At 43.5% G+C, this 18,453-nt stretch carries 23 protein-coding genes and 1 tRNA gene; 20 read left to right on the top strand and 4 right to left on the bottom strand.

Annotation, left to right across the window (positions count from 1 at the left end):
* The first annotated feature begins 127 nt into the window (after window positions 1–127).
* The 19 genes from C9J47_RS22310 to C9J47_RS22400 all read left to right on the top strand — a co-directional run bounded on the left by C9J47_RS22310 (window position 128) and on the right by C9J47_RS22400 (window position 12,647).
* Window positions 128–955, top strand: a complete 828-nt coding sequence (locus C9J47_RS22310) for a ParB N-terminal domain-containing protein (RefSeq protein ID WP_107255473.1) — start codon at window positions 128–130, stop codon at window positions 953–955.
* Between the two features lie 499 nt (window positions 956–1,454).
* Complete coding sequence (locus C9J47_RS22320; RefSeq protein ID WP_107255475.1) at window positions 1,455–1,934, top strand: hypothetical protein; 480 nt, start codon at window positions 1,455–1,457, stop codon at window positions 1,932–1,934.
* 64 nt (window positions 1,935–1,998) lie between these two features.
* On the top strand, window positions 1,999–2,298 hold the full coding sequence (locus C9J47_RS22325; protein ID WP_146150856.1) for a hypothetical protein: 300 nt from the start codon (window positions 1,999–2,001) through the stop codon (window positions 2,296–2,298).
* A gap of 450 nt (window positions 2,299–2,748) precedes the next feature.
* Window positions 2,749–3,831 (top strand): phage major capsid protein, encoded by a 1,083-nt coding sequence (locus tag C9J47_RS22330; RefSeq protein WP_107255477.1) that lies wholly within the window; start codon window positions 2,749–2,751, stop codon window positions 3,829–3,831.
* Between the two features lie 54 nt (window positions 3,832–3,885).
* A complete protein-coding gene (locus C9J47_RS22335; RefSeq protein WP_107255478.1) occupies window positions 3,886–4,101 on the top strand; it encodes a hypothetical protein in 216 nt (71 codons plus the stop codon).
* Between the two features lie 19 nt (window positions 4,102–4,120).
* On the top strand, window positions 4,121–4,744 hold the full coding sequence (locus C9J47_RS22340) for a hypothetical protein (RefSeq protein ID WP_107255479.1): 624 nt from the start codon (window positions 4,121–4,123) through the stop codon (window positions 4,742–4,744).
* A gap of 9 nt (window positions 4,745–4,753) precedes the next feature.
* Complete coding sequence (locus tag C9J47_RS22345) at window positions 4,754–6,169, top strand: hypothetical protein (protein ID WP_107255480.1); 1,416 nt, start codon at window positions 4,754–4,756, stop codon at window positions 6,167–6,169.
* A gap of 284 nt (window positions 6,170–6,453) precedes the next feature.
* Window positions 6,454–6,873: a hypothetical protein gene (locus C9J47_RS22350; RefSeq protein WP_107255481.1), complete on the top strand. Its 420-nt coding sequence runs from the start codon at window positions 6,454–6,456 to the stop codon at window positions 6,871–6,873.
* A 31-nt stretch (window positions 6,874–6,904) separates the two neighbouring features.
* Entirely contained in the window at window positions 6,905–7,135 is a 231-nt protein-coding gene (locus tag C9J47_RS22355) for a hypothetical protein (protein WP_146150857.1), read from the top strand.
* Between the two features lie 330 nt (window positions 7,136–7,465).
* Window positions 7,466–7,945, top strand: coding sequence for a phage terminase small subunit P27 family (locus C9J47_RS22360; RefSeq protein ID WP_107255483.1), 480 nt, complete (start codon window positions 7,466–7,468; stop codon window positions 7,943–7,945).
* An 18-nt stretch (window positions 7,946–7,963) separates the two neighbouring features.
* Entirely contained in the window at window positions 7,964–8,806 is an 843-nt protein-coding gene (locus tag C9J47_RS22365) for an MT-A70 family methyltransferase (RefSeq protein WP_107255484.1), read from the top strand.
* Window positions 8,781–9,224, top strand: coding sequence for a hypothetical protein (locus C9J47_RS22370; RefSeq protein WP_107255485.1), 444 nt, complete (start codon window positions 8,781–8,783; stop codon window positions 9,222–9,224). The genes C9J47_RS22365 and C9J47_RS22370 overlap by 26 nt, the downstream gene beginning before the upstream one ends.
* Complete coding sequence (locus tag C9J47_RS22375; RefSeq protein WP_107255486.1) at window positions 9,225–9,407, top strand: hypothetical protein; 183 nt, start codon at window positions 9,225–9,227, stop codon at window positions 9,405–9,407.
* Between the two features lie 323 nt (window positions 9,408–9,730).
* Entirely contained in the window at window positions 9,731–10,069 is a 339-nt protein-coding gene (locus C9J47_RS22380) for a hypothetical protein (protein WP_146150858.1), read from the top strand.
* 275 nt (window positions 10,070–10,344) lie between these two features.
* Window positions 10,345–10,479 carry a hypothetical protein gene (locus tag C9J47_RS27480; protein WP_281259009.1) on the top strand — a complete coding sequence of 45 codons (135 nt, stop codon included), beginning with the start codon at window positions 10,345–10,347 and terminating at the stop codon, window positions 10,477–10,479.
* Between the two features lie 159 nt (window positions 10,480–10,638).
* On the top strand, window positions 10,639–11,127 hold the full coding sequence (locus C9J47_RS22385; protein WP_107255488.1) for a hypothetical protein: 489 nt from the start codon (window positions 10,639–10,641) through the stop codon (window positions 11,125–11,127).
* Window positions 11,128–11,224: 97 nt separating this feature from the next.
* Window positions 11,225–11,716 (top strand): hypothetical protein, encoded by a 492-nt coding sequence (locus tag C9J47_RS22390; protein ID WP_107255489.1) that lies wholly within the window; start codon window positions 11,225–11,227, stop codon window positions 11,714–11,716.
* A gap of 35 nt (window positions 11,717–11,751) precedes the next feature.
* The gene (locus tag C9J47_RS22395; protein WP_107255490.1) at window positions 11,752–12,087 is read left to right on the top strand and encodes a hypothetical protein; all 336 of its coding nucleotides are present in this window, start codon (window positions 11,752–11,754) and stop codon (window positions 12,085–12,087) included.
* 77 nt (window positions 12,088–12,164) lie between these two features.
* Entirely contained in the window at window positions 12,165–12,647 is a 483-nt protein-coding gene (locus tag C9J47_RS22400) for a WYL domain-containing protein (RefSeq protein ID WP_107255491.1), read from the top strand.
* A gap of 193 nt (window positions 12,648–12,840) precedes the next feature.
* Here C9J47_RS22400 and C9J47_RS22405 read toward each other — a convergent pair whose 3' ends face one another.
* On the bottom strand, window positions 12,841–13,146 hold the full coding sequence (locus tag C9J47_RS22405; protein WP_107255492.1) for a hypothetical protein: 306 nt from the start codon (window positions 13,144–13,146) through the stop codon (window positions 12,841–12,843).
* 553 nt (window positions 13,147–13,699) lie between these two features.
* Between C9J47_RS22405 and C9J47_RS22410 the strand changes: the two genes are divergently transcribed.
* Window positions 13,700–14,419: a helix-turn-helix domain-containing protein gene (locus C9J47_RS22410; protein ID WP_170107561.1), complete on the top strand. Its 720-nt coding sequence runs from the start codon at window positions 13,700–13,702 to the stop codon at window positions 14,417–14,419.
* A 39-nt stretch (window positions 14,420–14,458) separates the two neighbouring features.
* On the opposite strand, the gene C9J47_RS22415 is transcribed toward C9J47_RS22410, so the two are convergent.
* The 3 genes from C9J47_RS22415 to dnaG form a co-directional block, all read right to left on the bottom strand.
* Window positions 14,459–14,534: transfer RNA gene (locus tag C9J47_RS22415), tRNA-Ile, on the bottom strand.
* Window positions 14,535–14,719: 185 nt separating this feature from the next.
* Window positions 14,720–16,558, bottom strand: coding sequence for an RNA polymerase sigma factor RpoD (gene rpoD / locus C9J47_RS22420; protein ID WP_006228355.1), 1,839 nt, complete (start codon window positions 16,556–16,558; stop codon window positions 14,720–14,722).
* A gap of 92 nt (window positions 16,559–16,650) precedes the next feature.
* Entirely contained in the window at window positions 16,651–18,402 is a 1,752-nt protein-coding gene (gene dnaG / locus C9J47_RS22425) for a DNA primase (protein ID WP_107255494.1), read from the bottom strand.
* Window positions 18,403–18,453 lie beyond the last annotated feature (51 nt).

Genomic DNA, 18,453 nt, shown 5'->3' on the forward strand with positions numbered 1-18,453 from the left:
AAACGGCCCCGGGTTGGGTTGTTGGCTTTGATTTTATGGGTAGGATTCGTGCAGCGGTTGTTCGTTGAATGCAGCGGTTGTTCGTTGAATGCAGCGGTTGTCTACTTTATAAAGATCGAGAAACAAAATGTTATTTAAGTATGAAGATAAGAACGTAAAAGCCGAGGTTTGTATCGTTACGCCAGAAATGGCGCATAACCTTTTAAAAGCGAACAAGCGGAACCGAACTCCCTCCCTACGCTATGTAAAAAGCTATGTCCGACAGATTAAAGCGGGTGAGTGGGTGATTAATGGCGACACGATAAAGATCGACGTCGACGGCGTTATCGTTGACGGTCAGCATAGATTAATGGCGATAGTTGAGTCCGGCGTCCCGGTTCAATACGTCATTGTAACGGGCCTACCGAAAAAGGCGTTTTCTACCGTCGATATTGGTAACAGTCGAAAAGCCGGACAGCTTTTAAATATGAGCTCGGGCGGTGAGATTTCCACGGCAGACGCAACGAGGGCAGTATCGACGGCGAAGTTAATCCGAAACTTTCTCGACAGCAAAAACAAAAACGACTTTTCATTTACAAGCAAGCCGGGCGAGGTAAACGTCGATTTTGAATACACCGAATCTATGTCGGGGTTAATGGATTCCGTCGCGTGGTCTAAGAAAAATAAAGACTATGGTATCCCGGCAGTCCTCGCGGCTTTTCATTGGTTGATTACGTCGACGTGTGAAGATGGACATTATTTTTTCAATGGACTAGCGAAGCCAGCAGCAGAGCGATCGCCAGCTTTCGCAAATGCCGCAGATTATCTTTTAAGACAGCGCGCAAAATATGACAACACGAACAAAGGAAAGACGTTTAATTTTAAGGTTTTGTTTGCCACCTACCACGCGGTAATTAAAAAAAATACGACGATTAGAGTTCCTACTTTGATGGTTGTCCCGGAGGGTCTTAAATAATGGAGATCGTAACGTGGGAGGAGGCAGTCGTAAAAGGGTTAAAAAGATATTATACCGGGGTCCCTTGTAAGCATGGGCATTTATCAGAAAGGTATAGAATAAGTCGGATTTGTTTAGAGTGTTCAATAGTTACCAGAGAAAAAAGCAAGGAGAGAGGGGGAGTGATTAAGAGAGAATGCGCTTTAGTAATCCCCGAGCTATACGGATCTAAATATAGAAAGGCGAAAGAAATATCCGATTTATATTTAGGCGTTATCTTGAGAAATGTCACAAAAGCAAAGATTACAATCTGCCCTATTACAATTAATAAAGTTTCATATAACCCACCAATGGGGCAGCCTCGCGAGATTACCCTCGAAAACGCCGAGCATTTAGCACGAGTTCGAGACGAGTGGGTCCGGGGCTTGTTGGTAGAGCTAGAACTCGATAAGACAGCTAGACGGATGAACTTTCCGGAAGTCGGCGAGGTGGACACGAAAGGGAGGTTAAGGGTTGAGTGATGAAACAATCTATTATAACAATGGAAATAATGAACAATGCTCTCGAGTGTATCGCTCGAGATTTTCCAGACGCTAACAATAACGGGCTAACTAAGTCAGCAAGAGCGACAAAATCGTCTCCTCTTGATGACAAGAACGACAAAGAGATTTTAAGGCAGGTTCAAACAGCGTTTGAATGGACAGAACAAGCCGTTTATTTTTGTGGCGTTTACCGTACCTTTTCTAAAACAGCGACTTCTAGCTATGGGCTAAAACACACCATAGAGTGGTGGGGAAAGGCTAACGGGCTCGAGCCGTATGTTTGTAACATGGCGGCTATTGTTGCTTTTTACATTCATCCAAAAGTAAAAATTAAATTAATCGGGAATAGCTGCAATCCAATAACTAATATTAAAACATCAAGAATAGGCAATCCAGCCAATGAATATACAAAAGATTCTTTAATGCGGTGTGGTAATTCATATTTTAATTATTTTTAAGGATTATGATATTTATACTTTTAAAGTTTCAAATAAACAGAGAATAGAGGCATTAATCCATTTAATGAATGCAAGACGATTGAGAAAAGAGATAAGGGAAACGCTCGATTATTTAGAGAATACAGAAAATATTACCGATAATGAATTAAGAAATTTATTGTATAATTTAAATGTTATTTATATGAATGGCGCTTATCTACTTGGTAAAGATTCGCATGTGATTATTTGCTATAAAGTTGCAGTTTCAATAATTAAAAATAGCCGTGGTAATATTTTTAATATTGTATCGTTAAGAATATTTCTTAACTCAGAAAGAACATGCAAAGACCATATTTATTATATGGCTTATGGTCAAAATCTCTAACGGTCCCGGGATGGGTTGTCGGCTTTGTTTTTATGGGTAGGATTTACCCCAGACAGCAAGTGACTTGAGCTGTGAAAACACAAATTATATTCAATTAGCGGGGCAATCAGATTATCTTTTGGTATTGGTGAACCGATGATTAGTGTAAATATTGTTGATTGTGAGAGTAAGTCGGCGGAAGTTATCAGCGTCGAGAAGTGAATCACCGAATATAACGAGCCCGGGCATAAGTCCCGGGCTTTTTCGTGCCTATGCCGGGAAGTTACACCGCGTAACGTTTTTACTGTAAGTATTTCCGGGCGTCTAATGTCACAGATTTTAAAGTTTCGAGATGATAATCACAGGCGAGTAAGGAAAGTATGCCGAAAAAATCGGGATTAGGTAGCTTTTTTGGGAGTTAGCTATCACAGGTCGAGCGGAGAGTTAGACCTAAATCACAAAAGAGGCTTTATGTATAAATACCCGGTTAAATACGATTCAGAGTTCCGATCTTGGTTATCAGGCGGAAATCGTCCGTCTCTCCGAACTTATGATGGTCGTCTCCCGCTTGCGTCTGCAGGCTACCCGCTACCTAGTAAGCTAAACGATCGAATCGTATCGAAATTATTCTCTCATGGCGGTTTATTGGGTTCGGGTTTGATTAACATCATTAACGACGATATGGGCTCAGGTGATTACCATACGCCGATTGATACCAATGGACGCGAGAAGAAAGGCGTGAAAGTGGCTCGAGATGGTGCGATTCCAGATGCTGATCAAATCACTTTCGATGATGTTAAGACAGAGGCAGCGAAATACACGTCCGGATTTTATATCGTATCTAATGAGCTAATTTCAGATTCGCCATTATTTAACGAGTACCTAGATTCGGTTATGCGTGGTCGTGTTAGCGACGCCATTAACGAGGATCTATCGGCGATATTGCGCGCGAGCGTAACTCAGTCGACCGCAGTCGCGAAAACGGGCGTTACCTTGGAAAAGGTTATCGGCCTTAAATACGCGACAAAGAAAGCATATCGCAGCCGAGACGAGTCTCGTTTCGTGATGAACTCCGACACGTTGAAATCAATTATCGACGGCGTTACGACGGAATCAGACCTTAAAAAATGGGTTGAGCGTCGAGGATCGGAAACATTTATCGACGGAACACTCGTCCACATTGACGAATCTATGCCGGACACCGACGCGGTTCCGGGTACAGGCGAAACTATCGTCCCGGTTTTATTCGCCGATTTATCTTTCCTATCTTTCCGAAAAATTCCTTACGTTAGCATTGTTCGACTAACTGAAATCTTAGCCGAAAACGACCAGACGAAGATCGCAGCGATTACGATGGGCGATGCTTATTTCCCGGTTAAAGATGCGGGCGTCGGTCTGCCAATTACAAAAGCAGCTTACTCAGTCGAGCCAGTAGCTCAAGTCATTGCGGACGATGCGGAAATTATCACGGATGAACAGATCCAGGAATTAACCGTAGAAGAAAAACCAGCAGCGAAAAAGCGCGCTCCTCGCAAGTCTAAAACAACCAAGTAAATAACCGTTTAGCCGGGTGAGTTCGCTTCCCCGGCGACGTTTTGACGGTATCAAGTGGACGAAATCGAATATCGACTAGAGAAAAAGTTTAAGCCGAAAGTCGCCGAGATCATGGTGGGCAATACTGAAAATTTACCGAAGAAACTCGACGCGGTTGTCGAAATGCTCGAGACGGCTATCAGTGAATTAAATGGCGAGGAGAAAAAAGTCCTCGCGGGTTGGCTCGACGAGTTCAAACGACAGAAAAGCATGATCCAACGAATTAAATAACAGAATTACAGGTAACGAAATGAAAATCAAAGCGGCAATGTGTAGCGCGTTAGATCACCAATGGAAAGAAACGGACTCGGGGAAATTACGAGATAGAGAGCTCGCGGACCGTCGTTCATGCGAACGTTGCGGGGAGGCTCAATCTCGATCAGTTCGACGTTTTCCAGCTCCGGTAAACTGGAGAAAAGGAAAATTAATCGTCGGCGATTGGATGTCTGAGCGAGATTTCGAGGTAGAGAGAAACGCCGAGCTTTATAACATTGAAAAAAGTTATCCGGTTTTATCTCCGTCGAAAATCGAATTAATGGCGACTCGAGTTAGCGAGCTAGAAAAGATCGCGAGTGACAGCAAGCCGGGATCGTTATGGTCTAAGCCACCTAGCGAGAGCGAAAAGCTAATCAAGGAAATTACTCCGATTATCGAAGCGGCGGCAGAATCAGCAGCGAACAGTAAAAAGCGCGACGAGCTTTTAGACCGAAAAGAAAGCCATACGGCGAGCGGTTATCTTTTAAATCGCGCGCAAAGTGTTTCCGGCATGTTGAGACGAATTGTCGAAGGAATAAAGCAGCGTGACGCGGCTCAAGATCGAGTAAAGGCGAAAAATACAAGCGCAAGCGGCTTAGTTAGATTTCTTAACCGATAGGGATCGACCATGACAGAGACCGAACTATTAAAAACCATGCCGGACGGAATAGTCCGTCGAATGGTCCTCGATATGCTCGCCGGGGCTCCGCGACGTCAGCCTATGCTATCAATGGGCGCGGCTCTATCGACGGTCGGGACTTTGGTCGCGGGTTGGTTGCGGACGCCTCGAGGTCTCAATCCGTCGATGATCGTCGTTATGGTCGCAGATACCGCAGCGGGGAAAGGACACCCGCTCGGATACTCAAAAGCCGTATTAAAACACGCTTTCGGCGGCTCGTCGGTTCACGGGCGGATCCGTTCAGGTATGGAAATGCTACGGACGGCAGTCAAAAACAAAGGGCGTTTAATTTACGTTTACGACGAATGTCAGACGTTATTTTCTACCATAGGAGCAGCAAAGGCGGAGGCTTATCAGTCGGAGATAGGTCGCCAGCTTTTAATCTTATCGACCTCGGACTCGATAGACCTTTCGGACGACGACCGCGACGAGGCGATAACAAAACTTGCGAAGCTATCAGCGAAAGCGAAAAAGGGTCTCGACGCGTCAGACGAGAGAGAGAGGCTAGACGCTGAAATCGAACACTCTAACGCGCTAGAGGGTATCGACTGGATTAAAAACGGGTGTGAAGGTGTAACGCTTTCGTTTCTTGGTTGTACTCAGCACGATAACGCCTCGACCATTGTTAACGATTCGAGCATGAAGTCGGGGCAAGTAGGCCGAATTGTTTTCGCGTTTAGCCCGAAGAAAACCCCGGAGCTTTGTTCGTCGATTGTTGTTCGCGAACCTAACACCGATATTTTACAGAAAGCGACGAGCATCAAGTTAAACGACCTCCCACCGCTCCGCTATTCTCACGACGGCGAGAAGGCAATCCGAGAGGTAATTTCTCACTACGACAAAATTATCGACGACGTTCCAATTATGAAAGCGGTTAACGGGCGAATGTTTGAGAACGTCGAGAAAATAGCGAGTTTGTTATCTCTCGATACGGGGGTTATTGAGGCGAGTGCGGTCGAGTGGGCTCACAGCTATTTAAAAAATGGGTCCGAGGTAATCGCCGCCGAGTTAATGGTCTCAGAGATTTACGAGGGCGACGGGAAGGTCGACCCACTAGAAGAAAATGATCTAATCGCTCGACGTATTAACGCAGAGTTAAAAAAGTCGAGCGGGTTTAGCCCGGTATCAAAAGTTTTGCAGTCAGTGTTAAGACCGAAGGACGTCCGCCTCATAGCGAAACGATGGGAGAAGAAAAAGCCAACGTTCGAGGCTCAAAACGAAATGTTAAAAACGCCATTCAATCGCGGAGAATGGTCGTCGGTTGGTTTAGGTGAGTTTCTTATCCGAGCTATGTTTGACCGTGGGCTGATTAAGTGGAATCCGTCGACGACAGGTCGGGGATTTGGGCGCGTTTCCGGGGTTTAGGTTAGCAGTTATACGGTGTTATACGGTGAGTTACTCAATAAACATTATATTAATCATTAAGTTATACAGTTATACGAGTTATACATATTCATAGGAAAATTAAAGGTTACTCTCTCTATATATAGTTAACTCATTGAATAACAAAGAATCGTTAAATACTTGATTGCGTAAAACTAACTCTATACCCGTATAACTCGTATAATTGCATAAGTGTATGAAAAATAACGGGAAACATTGTTTATCTAAAAGATAACTACGTATAACAGACAGGAATTGATTAAAAAATGAACGATAAACAAGAGTTAAACGAAGCATTTAAGGTTTACACCGGGAAAGAGCTCGAGGAATTAGCAGCGGAACCACCGGAGGACATTGTCCCGGGCTTACCTTCTCTCGATGGTTGTTACCCGTGGGTGATTATTGACGACGAGGAATCGGTCGGGGTTATCGAAGTGAAAATCGACGGACGCCAACGAATCGACGGTTATTTATGGTCGGAGATTATCAGCACTCAAACAGGACTCGCGGATCACGTCGCTCACTATGTCGAAAAGAATTGGATTAAGACTCAGCATGTCGAAGCATTCGCGGCGATATGGTCCGATCGGTTCGGGTATAACCCGGGATTTAGTCAATTAACGAAGCATTACCCGTTTAACGTAACGATGGGGATTTTATTGGGGGGTGATTATGGCAATGTTTGAACCAGTAACAGAGCCCGAGGTATTCGAGAACATGGTCGCCATATTGACAGACTACATACACCTAGACCGATTCGCGGTCCGTCGATTGTCGTTTGTTATTCGTAACGTTGAGCGATTCCCTAACGTATCGGAGCGCGCTCTCTATAACCGGATAGTGGGTCAATACATTCTCGCAGTTAACACCGGGACATTAGGGCAGGACAGACACGAGATTAAACAAATGTTGATTGATGGACGTAACGCCTTGCGAGGTGATGGGTAAGCGGGAAAGGTTGGACCCGGCTCCGGGCGCGTGGGTGGTGAGTGAGAGTTCGCGTTTATATCAACACTGGTTTTATGAGGTTGAGAGTAAGCTCTCTATAATTGATTCTAAGCGGCGTTGCCATAAAAGGCGCGTCGTTAGCTGAACAAATAGAGAAGTCTATCGAGAGGCTCGCATAGAGAGGATTAATAGGCATTTCGAGAGGTGTACCCCCTCCCTTTAATCCCTAGACCAAAACCCTAAAGTACCGCTGCAAAGTGATATTTACGCGCCGCCAGATCCCTAACCTTTTTAACGAGGTTATTTTTTGAACAGTAGAAAGGGGGTTAAATGGGTAATCCACGGAAGCCGACAAACGTTAAATACTTGCATGGTTCACATAAGAATCATCCGGAGCGAATAAAGAAAGGCGAGCCCCGCCCGGAGATTATCGTCCCGGACGTTCCGAAGCATTTAAACGCTAAAGAGAAAAAAGCGTTTAAGGAATTAACCGAGACACTCCGCCCACTTGGAATAGTGGCAGGTTCCGACGTTAAAGGCTTGTCTATGCTTGCCTCGGTTTGGGTCGAGATTGGCGTCCTCGATAAATTGGTGGATCGGGATGGGTACACCTACGAGACGACGTCGACAACAGGCGATCGCATTCTCAAGGCAAACCCGGCAGTCGGGCAAAGATCCGACGCACATAAACGATTCTTAACGTTATCTCGTGAATTTGGTATGACCCCGAGCTCTCGAGGTGGTGTCGAAGTGATCCCGGACGTTGGTTCCGATGGTCTTAGCGATTTTATGCGCGGAATAGATAAATAAAAACAGAGAGATACGAAAATGAAAAAGTATAAATTAATTCTCGCCTCTCCTCCGTGGAAATACAGTGATAAATGCGCTAATAAAGGCGGAATCGTTAAATATTACGAGCCGATGTCACTTACTGAATTGTCACTGCTTACAGTTTCGGCAGAGATAGACCCTAGCGGTTGCGCGTTATGCCTATGGACTACGTTTCCACAGATGGAGGAAGCATTTAAATTGATCGACGCGTGGGGGTTTGAGTATGTCGACACGATTTTTACGTGGGTGAAAACATATCCAGCTACAAACGATCCGAGTAAGCCGTTTATAGGAATGGGCCACTATACCCGAAGCAATGCGGAGATTATGTTTTTAGCGAAGCCGAAAGGAGGTCGTCTCCCGCCTATCATCAATGGCGAAATTTCGTGTGTTCAGTACTTCCCGGTTATGGGTGGAGCAAAACAGCCGCCACAGTTCCGCGACTTATTGGTCGAGTTATTCGGTGATGCTCCTCGCGTTGAGCTTTTCGCTAAGATCCCGGCGGTTGATTGGATGCAATGGGGTGAGGAAAAGGATGTCGACTCTAATATTTCGGTACAAGCTCCGCAATATGGATCGATGTTTGAAAGCGTGGTTGCGCATATTGACAAGGGTGGGCCAGCTAAACCCGCGAATGACTTCCGGGCTATTTGCCCCGGTTGCTTTGATCATGGCGAAATAAGTGGAGAGACGTCGGGAGACGCTGGGAATTTTTCATTTAATTGTAAATGCGGATTCAAAGAAACGGGCTTTTCGCTCTCGTTTATGAAATCCAGCATTAATGAGGCTTATAAAAAATTAACAGGGGGCGAGAATGCCGTCGATTACTCAACAATATAACGCTTATCGTGGGGATACGTGGGTTTCCCGTAAATACATATTTATCGAGGAGGAGGTTCCGCCGGGCACGACCGAGGAGGAGATTATAGCCGGGATTGAATCCGGGCGGTTCCATCATAAAGATTTAAGAGAATACCAAATCGACGCCGACGTCTTTGTCGACGTTGGCCTTTGGTTTCCACTAACAGATTATTTAAAGATCGACTCACTCGGTCGGTTTATGCACTTTGAAATGACAGCGTCAAAAACTAATGACATAGCAGACGCTCCAAACGTTGCGGATAAGGATTTCCCTATAACCGGGCGTTATGACATTCAATTTTGTAAAAAAAATAACGGCGTCGTCGAAACCCTTTGGTCGGGTGACTTTGCACTCGAGGACGATATTACCAAACGTGATCCTTGTAAGGTGGTTTAAATGATTGAATACGCGAGCGGGTTTACCCGTAGTTTATCGGCTGAATCTCGAGCAGAGTTCGAGCGGGTTAAGAAAATGAGCCCGGAAGAAAGTAGAAGCTATACAACGAAGAAAGAAAAGGCGAAGCGAGAAAAGGAGATCGCTCGAATGGAGAAGATCGCTTTTGATGGATTATGCTATTAACGAGAAAAGGAGCCGCGAGGCTCCTTTTTTTGTACTTCCCAAAAGTACGAACACCCTAACAACTAAATTCGACATAGAGACAGCGAATCTCCTTATTAGTTGGTAGGTGGGATCAGTTTACACGTTAATATGAATTACTTATATAGAAGTAAAAAACATTCACCATAATTATTGTATTTCGTAATTATTCCGCTAAATTTAGTTTATTTTTACGAATGCTGTAAAATCAATATTGACTTAGATCACACTCTCACCTAGTATTCACCCCGTCAAAAGGTCAGGGGGAAACCTCAAACGTTAACAGGTGAATACAAATGAACATCATGCAGACAGCGCACAAAGTAGCGCGCCATTATAAAAAGCTAGACCCGGCGGGGAATTACAAAGTTTTTCTATCCGATGGTTTACGATTGGCGCACAAAGAAGCCGCCGAAGCGAAAGCCGAAGCCGCTCGCCTTTGTCCTCTCCGCAGTGGTCGTTTGGTTGGTTACGTTACCGTTACAGGGTCGCCAGTCGTTCACGACGTTTACACAAACGATAAAGTTTTCGCGGTTGGAGATAGTGATTACGACCAGCTCGTCGAGTTGGGTAAATTAGAGAATATTGGTTTATGGATGGAACAGAACAGCCGGGGAATGATCTCAGCCTCACAGCGTATATAAAACAAAATACGGGGTTTAGTATCTCGGATTTAGTCGAGCGGGGAGAGATTTCTCGCTCAACGTTAGATAGTTGGTGGAAAACAGGGAAGCGAAAAAGAATACTCATAATGATAGCCGGGATCCGCTATCAGAACGGCGACAGGTTGCCACAGAGCGAAATTGTCGTCGATGGGATTAGATATAAAGCTATTGAATAGGCAATAAAAAACCCGGTCACTCCGCAAAAAGTTAAACCGGGTTAGTGTTAACAACAATCGTCAAAAGGTCATTAACAAATGAATATTAACACCCAACAAATAGCGGAGTCTATCTCTCGCGCACTTAACGACGCTCAAGCGTTCACAATGCCAGCACTAACCGCCGTCCAACTCGGGGAAGTGTTGGGGTATATAAACAAAATTCAGTGCTAAAAATGGCAGAATCTCAGGGAAATACTGGTGACATCATACCTAATCTCTCTGAGGCGTACATTCCATTAACTGATTTAATAAGTAAGTAACAAAAGTTACGCCTAGTGAAGCAGTGTTGCACGACGAGGAACTTTCCGAAATTAACTAACAGGTGAAGAAATGAAAAAGACATTAACGGCCATTGCATTGGGTCTATCAATTATCGGTAACGCTATGGCAGTTGAAAAGCATGATAAATGGATAGAGATAAACGGGGCTTTTTATTCTCCGTTTGTTGGAACCACGGACGGCGGTGTAAGTTTCGCTACGCTTTACGAAAATAAGATGGGTAATATTGTAGCTTCAATAGACTTTTTAAACGGCTCAGTAACAGAAAGTGATTGCAAAAATGCAGAGCTCGGTAAATATAACAATACTCAACCATTAAATATAAATGGAACATTAGTTAAAACAACTTATGGATGCGTTGATAAAGATAGAGTTAAATTTTTTCCGATAACTAATGCCGGGCAGAATCATATTATATCTGTATTTAAGGCTAGTAATACCGTTACGGTTTCAGGTGATTTTACATATTCAGCAAATGGATTTACAAAGTCGTATAACACGTTAAAAGCTAGAAACGATAAAAAGAAGTTAGCTATTTAATCATGGAAATAATATTAATTCCGGTCGTTTATTTAATTCTTACATTAATGCTTTAATTATTTAATTGTGCAAGGAGGCGCATTCTAACAGGTGAAAAATGAAAGGTGCACTAATTGCAGTCGCGTTAATTTTATTCATTAGCGGTAATGCTATGGCTAAAGACGTAGATTATAAGAAGTGGTTTGAAATGTCAGAGGGTTACTTGTCGCCACTAGTAAGAATTGACGACGGCGGGTTTACTTATATCGTGATGAATGAAAACGATAAAAAAGAAATCAGTGTCGCTTTTCAATTTGTAGATACCGACGAGGCAAAAAAAACATGCAAAAAATACGAGCCCGGAATTTTTAACGATACTTACCCAATTGATATTAACGGAACTTGGGTAAAGGCATCATTCGGATGCAGCGGAAACGGCAGAATAAATTTTTATCCCGACTCAGATAAAGGAAGGGAGTTTTTATTTAATGAGCTGAAAACAAAGGAGAAAGTAACAATTAATGGGGCCGTCTCATACTCGACAGTAGGATTTGATAATTCTTACAAAGAGTTAAAAGAGCGTCTAGATAAATATAAAATAGCTATTTAATAAATATTAAACTATTAACTAACAGGTGAAAAAATATGATTGTTTTATTTTGGATATTACTTACTTTGGTTGTTGCTGCTTGGGCTAAAAATTGGAATCGCTCGTTTTTCCTTTATTTAATTATCTCTATTATCCTTTCCCCTTTGGCGGGCGGTTTAATTCTATTAATTAGCGGCAAGACTCAATCAAGTGAAGACAAGAAATCAGACGCGGAACGGTACAATATTATTACATCAACTTTTGTTTTGAGATTCCGCTCAGATTCAGAAAAGCATATGCAGAACGTGAAAGCGCGCGAACTATTCGATGATATTAACGCGGGTCGTAAGGTTAATATTGATAGCGTTAAAACTATGCTTTCAGTAATGTGATAATTGATATTTATATATTTAAAATTAATTAGATAAAAAAGGGACCCGTCGAGGTCCCTTTTAATAACAGGCATAAAATGAATATCAGCGAAACACAAGTTAAATTAAGTTATCTATTTTTTGGACTATGTGCCGTCGTTAGTGTGCCTATTTCATACGATGATCCATTAAAAGGGTCTTTGTGTGGAATTGGGTCCGGATTGCTTATCGGGGTTCTATTTGGATATAGACAAGCTCTCGAACAGTTTCGTGGAAAGGAAGAGGTTGTCGATATTATTTGCCCGGAGCAGAGAAAGGAAAAGCAGACTTCAAAAAGCAAATTCTCCACGACGGACGTTTCTCCGTTGGTCGTTGATTATATCGATGATTCGATTCGGAATGGTCGAGAGATAACAGTTATTTACCACGGTGGATCCACTGCGGGAGACCCGAGAGAGATCTTTCCTATTCGGTTTAATGGTAATAAGTTGGTTTGTCGCCCATCTGGTGACGGCGGAATCCGAAATTACCTATTACATAAAATCGAAGCCGTGACGGACGACGGCGAAATTATCAGTTAATGCAATCATTTTGATCGCCGGTATCGAGTGCCAGGATTTAAAATTGATAGCAGAAAAGCAAAAAGCGAGGTTAATAGCCTCGCTTTTTTGTTCCCGGCGACGGTTAAGTCGACGCCAGTTCGGGATCCTTCCCGCGTAATTTTGACCTATGAAGTCACAGACGATTAAACCATAACCCGACGATTCCGTCGCGTTAGTAGATCCACGCCTCGACGCGCTCGAGTTCCGCCTTTAGTTCGATGTATGGAACATGAAAGGGTGATGGTCCTCCGGCTTGCTCAACTCCGAGCCCTGCTCCGATCGCAATATGGGTACATAACCGCTCTAATTCCTCTCGATAGATCTCTCCTCCGGTCCTAGCGGCGTTCTCAAGCGACGAGAAGAACGTCGAGATATACTCGTCTACCTTTTCCCCTCGAGTCTTCATAACCGTGTTTAGATCGGCGTGTATGGCGGTAATTGTTTTTACTATGGTTTCGTTTTTCTCGATTTTAATCATTTTATTTCGTTATCTACCAGACGACAAAGGCGCGGGAATTTAACGGACTCGAAGCGGCAAAACAATATTATTCACTGTAATTATATTTTAGTGAGGATTTATATAGGGGTATGGGGGCAAAATAACGCTTATTGATTGGTTGGTATTTGGTCGTTTATAACCGGGTGATATGTTGCAAAAATGTTATTTCGTTTAAAAAGGAAACGGTCGGAAGGCTTTCGGGGCTAAATTGTTGTTTTTGGATTGACCCAAAAAGGAGAGAGATAGAGAATTGCGCTCCGGTTACAGGGATTGCACTCCCTAATGACCCGAAAAGTTAGAAGACAAAAGGTAGTTAGAAGGACCTTTTAAATTCCTCAGTCTCGAGCCCGTAACCACGGAGCGAGCGCAATTGTCTAAATTTTTGTGATCGGTGTCAACAGCAAGGACGCCAACCGCTTAAATTTTAGCAAGCCACTGATTTTTCGGTCATTAAGAACGCACCTCGTTAACCACTCAGAATTTTTATGAGGGTCTAATGATTTATTGCGATTCACCCCGAAGTATAGCCGACGTGTTAGACGCGCCGATTATGGGGTTTAAACAACCAAAACAAGCGAAAGCGACAGACAAGAAAGTCGCCTCACCTTTTAAGCACTCCGACCAATTGGTCGCAGCGGCTCAGAAAACCGATCTCTCGATTCCGGTTAAAGCCTTGCTCCTCGAGATTTGCTCTAGAGCTAATAAGTCTCGAGGCTGGACTTTGTTTCCGTCTTTAAAGTCACTAGCCGACGCAATGGGTCGAACGACTCGATCAGTTAGGACTTATCTCCGCGAACTTGAAAAGCTCGGCTACATCAAAACCACAGCACAATATAAAAATCGAACGGGTTATGATAACGAGCGGAGTCAAGTCGCTAACCTCTACACGGTAAACGTTGCAAAATTGGCATACCTTGCGAAAGTGGTCGCTAATAAGGTCGTGCAAAAATTAAGCTCGTTTTCCGGGGGGAGGGGGAAACAGGTTTCCGGGTTAAAAGCTCTTTTAACAGAGAGAAAGAAAGAACAGTCATCTTTTCAGTCTGATTATAAAAGCAAGAGCAAAAGAGCAGCCGATCAGGTTGTCGAGTCTCAGCATCGGTACAGAGAACAGCAAGATCTCGAATACGATATGAAATACGACGAAATGGCAGCTAACAAAGTAAGTCGACGTGAGGGTCTAAGTCTCGTCTCAGGTTTGAAAGCTAAACTATTCGGCACAAACTCGGCAAACAACCAAAGGAGCAAGCGGTAAAATCAGCAAGAAACCGACAATAAACCTTTGATTTGAAAGTGGTGGCCCCTGTCTGACTTGAACAGACGACCAAGCGATTATGAGTCGCCTGCTCTAACCACTGAGCTAAGGGGCCAGTGTGCGAGAGATTATAGGGGATGCTTTCGAGCTTGTCTAGTGAATAAAACAGATGTTCTGTTTGCTTTTTAGGCAGTTAACACTTTATTTATAAAGACTTATAAATAAAGTGTTTCTAATTCACAGCCATAAAAAAAGCGAGCTTATTCGCTCGCTTTTTATTAACGACCAATGACTAGTGGATTACTCGTCAAGGAAGCTACGTAGCACGTCTGAACGACTTGGGTGACGAAGTTTACGTAATGCTTTGGCTTCGATTTGACGAATACGCTCACGCGTTACGTCGAACTGCTTGCCCACTTCTTCAAGAGTGTGGTCAGTGTTCATATCGATACCGAAACGCATACGAAGTACTTTCGCTTCACGTGGCGTAAGACCTGCTAGAACATCGTTAGTTGCCGCACGCAAGTTAGTTGCTGTTGCTGCATCCATTGGAAGCTGTAGCGTGTTATCTTCAATGAAGTCGCCTAGGTGTGAATCTTCATCATCACCAATCGGTGTTTCCATTGAGATTGGCTCTTTCGCAATCTTAAGCACTTTACGGATTTTGTCTTCAGGCATTTGCATGCGCTCAGCCAACTCTTCCGGAATAGGCTCACGACCCATTTCCTGTAGCATTTGACGAGAAATACGATTCAATTTGTTGATCGTTTCAATCATGTGCACTGGGATACGGATAGTACGTGCTTGGTCAGCAATCGAGCGAGTGATTGCCTGACGAATCCACCATGTTGCATAAGTCGAGAACTTATAACCACGACGGTATTCAAATTTATCAACGGCTTTCATCAGACCGATGTTACCTTCTTGGATTAGATCCAAGAACTGTAAACCACGGTTGGTGTACTTTTTCGCAATCGAAATAACCAAACGTAAGTTTGCTTCAACCATCTCTTTCTTCGCTCGGCGCGCTTTTGCTTCACCGATAGACATACGACGGCTGATGTCTTTTATACGCTCAATTGATAAGCCTGTTTCTTTTTCAAGAATACGCAATTTAAGCGATGAACGACGAAGATCTTCTTCATAGATTTTTAGACGCTCTGCGTATGGCTTGCCAGAGTTTAGTGCTTCATCAATCCAGTCTGGAGATGACTCATTACCAGCGAAGAATTTAATGAATGTCTTCTTTGGCATTTTGCTGTTATCAACACACATACGCATGATAAGACGCTCGTTCGTGCGTACTTTATCCATTGAATCGCGTAGTGAGCGAACAAGTTTATCAAACTGTTTTGGAATTAAACGGAATTGCTTAAAAATTTCAGAAAGCTCACCTACAGCGACTTCAGTCGTTGCATTGTGACGACCATGCGTATTGATGGCTAATGCCATTTTTTCGTACGAGTGGCGTAGCTCAAGGAACTTTTCACGAGCAAGTTCTGGATCAATACCAGTGTCTTCCTCTTCCTCGTCATCTTCGTCTGTTTCTAGATTTTTGTCTTCGTCTGCAAGATCTGTTTCACTTAGCTCTGAACCGATGTGAGTTGCTGTTGGTGCAGCAGTTTGCTCTTCATTCGGATCAATAAAGCCAGAGATGATGTCAGTAAGACGAAGCTCATCGGCTTCAACTTTATCAAACTGTTCAAGTAAGTAAGAGATGGCTGAAGGATATTCTGCTACTGAACACTGAACTTGGTTGATACCATCTTCAATGCGTTTTGCGATATCAATTTCGCCTTCACGAGTCAGTAGTTCTACTGTACCCATTTCACGCATGTACATACGTACGGGATCAGTAGTACGACCGATCTCGCTTTCTACGCTAGATAATGCCTGAGCCGCCGCTTCAATAGCGTCTTCATCTGTATTATCTTCTGTCATCATGATTTCATCGGCATCAGGTGCGGTTTCCACAACTTTGATGCCCATGTCATTGATCATTTGGATAATGTCTTCAACCTGATCGGAGTCTACGATATCTTCCGGTAGGTGATCATTTACTTCGGCGTAGGTCAGATAGCCTTGCTCTTTGCCTTTAGCGACAAGTAACTTTAGCTGAGACTGCGGATTTTGCTCCATAGACGGTATCCAACTTCGGGTCTGAGTGAGAATTTAGTATGCTGAAATGCAAACCATTAATTATAACAAATTTCTTAATTGTTGACTACATACTAGCCAGGACGGTTCAGTATAAGTAACTGTAACTCCTGCTTCTCTTCGACTGATAAGCCGACAGTGTTCGATTTAGCCTGCAACTTTTCTATTTGTTGTTTGACACATTGACCAATAATTCGGTCCATTGCGTCTAAAAATACATTTAGAGTCTGATCCTCGTCATCTGACAGAGGCAGTTCCCAAGCGGCCAAACGGGCCATCATGGCTTCTTGTTTATTACCACGCCAGTGCTCTAGTAACTGACCAGTAGTGATATTGGGGTTAGTACGACATTTATCAACTATTGATAGCAATAAATTTAACCCCGGGACATCAATCCCTTCGAAATCCGTCATCTCAAACTCAAGACTATTGACGAAGTTCGGCTTTTGAATCAGTAAAGCGATGGCTTCACGCATAGGAGTGCGTTTAATTTCTGGCGCTGCAATTTTTTTAGTTTCAACACCTTGTTTAGATATTAGCTGCTGAAGTTGTGCTTCGTCAGGTAAGCCTAATTTTTTACCTAGTAGTTCACGTAAGTATAGCCGGAGTGTTCCGCCTGGTACTTTATCAATAAGGGGGACCGCCAAAATACTTAACTTGGCCATACCTTCTTTGCTGCTTGTATCAACCTGTCGCATCAAGGTGTTAAAGAGAAACTCTGTTAATGGCATCGCCCGATTCGTACGTTCTTCAAAGGCATCTTTACCTTCAGCACGTATGCATGAGTCAGGATCTTCTCCATCGGGTAAGAACATGAATTTCAATTGGCGACCATCGGTTAGGAAGGGCAAGGCTTGTTCCATTGCTCGCCAAGCAGCTTCACGGCCTGCTCGGTCACCATCATAACAACATACGACTGTACTGGTTTGACGAAATAAGGTTTGAAGGTGATCACTGGTTGTTGCTGTACCTAGTGAAGCAACGGCGTAATCAACACCAAATTGCGCAAGTGCGACAACATCCATATACCCTTCGACAACCAATAACTTTTCTGGTTCTCGATGTGCTTGTAACACTTCATAGAGGCCGTATAACTCACGACCTTTATGGAAAATTGGGGTTTCCGGTGAGTTGAGATATTTAGGTGTACCATCACCTAATACTCGCCCACCAAAACCAATGACACGCCCACGGCGATCATGAATCGGAAACATCACTCGTCCACGGAAACGGTCGTAGCGTCTGCCACTGTCGTTTTCGATTAGCATTCCAGTGGTAACAAGTGCTTTTTGCGATTCAGGATCTCGGCCAAAACGGCTGCGAACCATATCCCATTGATCGGGGATATAACCTATCCCAAATTTTTGTACAACTTCACCAGATAATCCTCGATTTTTTAAATAATCGATCGCGGTTTTTCCATCAGGTGTACGTAATTGAGATTGATAAAATTGTGAAATTAGCCCCATTTGGTCATACAGGCTTCTTTTTTCTGCTGCTCGTGGACCAGAAGGCTTACCGCCGTCTTCTCGCGGAACTTCAAGACCTAGCTGTGAGGAAAGCTCTTCAATGGCTTCGACGAATTCAAGTCGATCAAATTCCATGACGAAGTCGAGAACATTACCGTGCACACCACAACCAAAACAATGATAGAACTGTTTTTCTTGGCTGACAGAAAAAGATGGAGTTTTCTCATTATGGAAAGGACAACAAGCACCGAAGTTTTTACCTTGTTTTTTTAGCTTCACCCGCGCATCAACTACATCAACGATGTCATGTCGTGTGATGAGATCATCGATAAATGAGCGAGGAATTTTTCCTGACATACAGTGAGAGATACCTGAAAGTAATTGAAGGAATAGGGTGTTTATTAGATT

The organism is Photobacterium indicum (genome assembly GCF_003026215.1).
In the GTDB taxonomy this organism is placed as follows: Bacteria; Pseudomonadota; Gammaproteobacteria; order Enterobacterales; family Vibrionaceae; genus Photobacterium; species Photobacterium indicum.

Excerpts from the sequence above, each read along its gene's own strand:
- C9J47_RS22395 (WP_107255490.1), top strand. The coding sequence starts at position 11,752 with ATGATTGTTTTATTTTGGATATTACTTACTTTGGTTGTTGCTGCTTGG.
- C9J47_RS27480 (WP_281259009.1), top strand. The coding sequence starts at position 10,345 with ATGAATATTAACACCCAACAAATAGCGGAGTCTATCTCTCGCGCACTT.
- C9J47_RS22365 (WP_107255484.1), top strand. The coding sequence starts at position 7,964 with ATGAAAAAGTATAAATTAATTCTCGCCTCTCCTCCGTGGAAATACAGT.
- C9J47_RS22375 (WP_107255486.1), top strand. The coding sequence starts at position 9,225 with ATGATTGAATACGCGAGCGGGTTTACCCGTAGTTTATCGGCTGAATCT.
- C9J47_RS22400 (WP_107255491.1), top strand. The coding sequence starts at position 12,165 with ATGAATATCAGCGAAACACAAGTTAAATTAAGTTATCTATTTTTTGGA.
- C9J47_RS22370 (WP_107255485.1), top strand. The coding sequence starts at position 8,781 with ATGCCGTCGATTACTCAACAATATAACGCTTATCGTGGGGATACGTGG.
- C9J47_RS22385 (WP_107255488.1), top strand. The coding sequence starts at position 10,639 with ATGAAAAAGACATTAACGGCCATTGCATTGGGTCTATCAATTATCGGT.
- dnaG (WP_107255494.1), bottom strand. The coding sequence starts at position 18,402 with ATGTCAGGAAAAATTCCTCGCTCATTTATCGATGATCTCATCACACGA.
- C9J47_RS22355 (WP_146150857.1), top strand. The coding sequence starts at position 6,905 with ATGGTCGCCATATTGACAGACTACATACACCTAGACCGATTCGCGGTC.
- C9J47_RS22405 (WP_107255492.1), bottom strand. The coding sequence starts at position 13,146 with ATGATTAAAATCGAGAAAAACGAAACCATAGTAAAAACAATTACCGCC.
- C9J47_RS22360 (WP_107255483.1), top strand. The coding sequence starts at position 7,466 with ATGGGTAATCCACGGAAGCCGACAAACGTTAAATACTTGCATGGTTCA.
- C9J47_RS22345 (WP_107255480.1), top strand. The coding sequence starts at position 4,754 with ATGACAGAGACCGAACTATTAAAAACCATGCCGGACGGAATAGTCCGT.
- C9J47_RS22325 (WP_146150856.1), top strand. The coding sequence starts at position 1,999 with ATGAATGCAAGACGATTGAGAAAAGAGATAAGGGAAACGCTCGATTAT.
- C9J47_RS22320 (WP_107255475.1), top strand. The coding sequence starts at position 1,455 with ATGAAACAATCTATTATAACAATGGAAATAATGAACAATGCTCTCGAG.
- C9J47_RS22340 (WP_107255479.1), top strand. The coding sequence starts at position 4,121 with ATGAAAATCAAAGCGGCAATGTGTAGCGCGTTAGATCACCAATGGAAA.
- C9J47_RS22380 (WP_146150858.1), top strand. The coding sequence starts at position 9,731 with ATGCAGACAGCGCACAAAGTAGCGCGCCATTATAAAAAGCTAGACCCG.
- C9J47_RS22310 (WP_107255473.1), top strand. The coding sequence starts at position 128 with ATGTTATTTAAGTATGAAGATAAGAACGTAAAAGCCGAGGTTTGTATC.
- rpoD (WP_006228355.1), bottom strand. The coding sequence starts at position 16,558 with ATGGAGCAAAATCCGCAGTCTCAGCTAAAGTTACTTGTCGCTAAAGGC.
- C9J47_RS22390 (WP_107255489.1), top strand. The coding sequence starts at position 11,225 with ATGAAAGGTGCACTAATTGCAGTCGCGTTAATTTTATTCATTAGCGGT.
- C9J47_RS22350 (WP_107255481.1), top strand. The coding sequence starts at position 6,454 with ATGAACGATAAACAAGAGTTAAACGAAGCATTTAAGGTTTACACCGGG.
- C9J47_RS22330 (WP_107255477.1), top strand. The coding sequence starts at position 2,749 with ATGTATAAATACCCGGTTAAATACGATTCAGAGTTCCGATCTTGGTTA.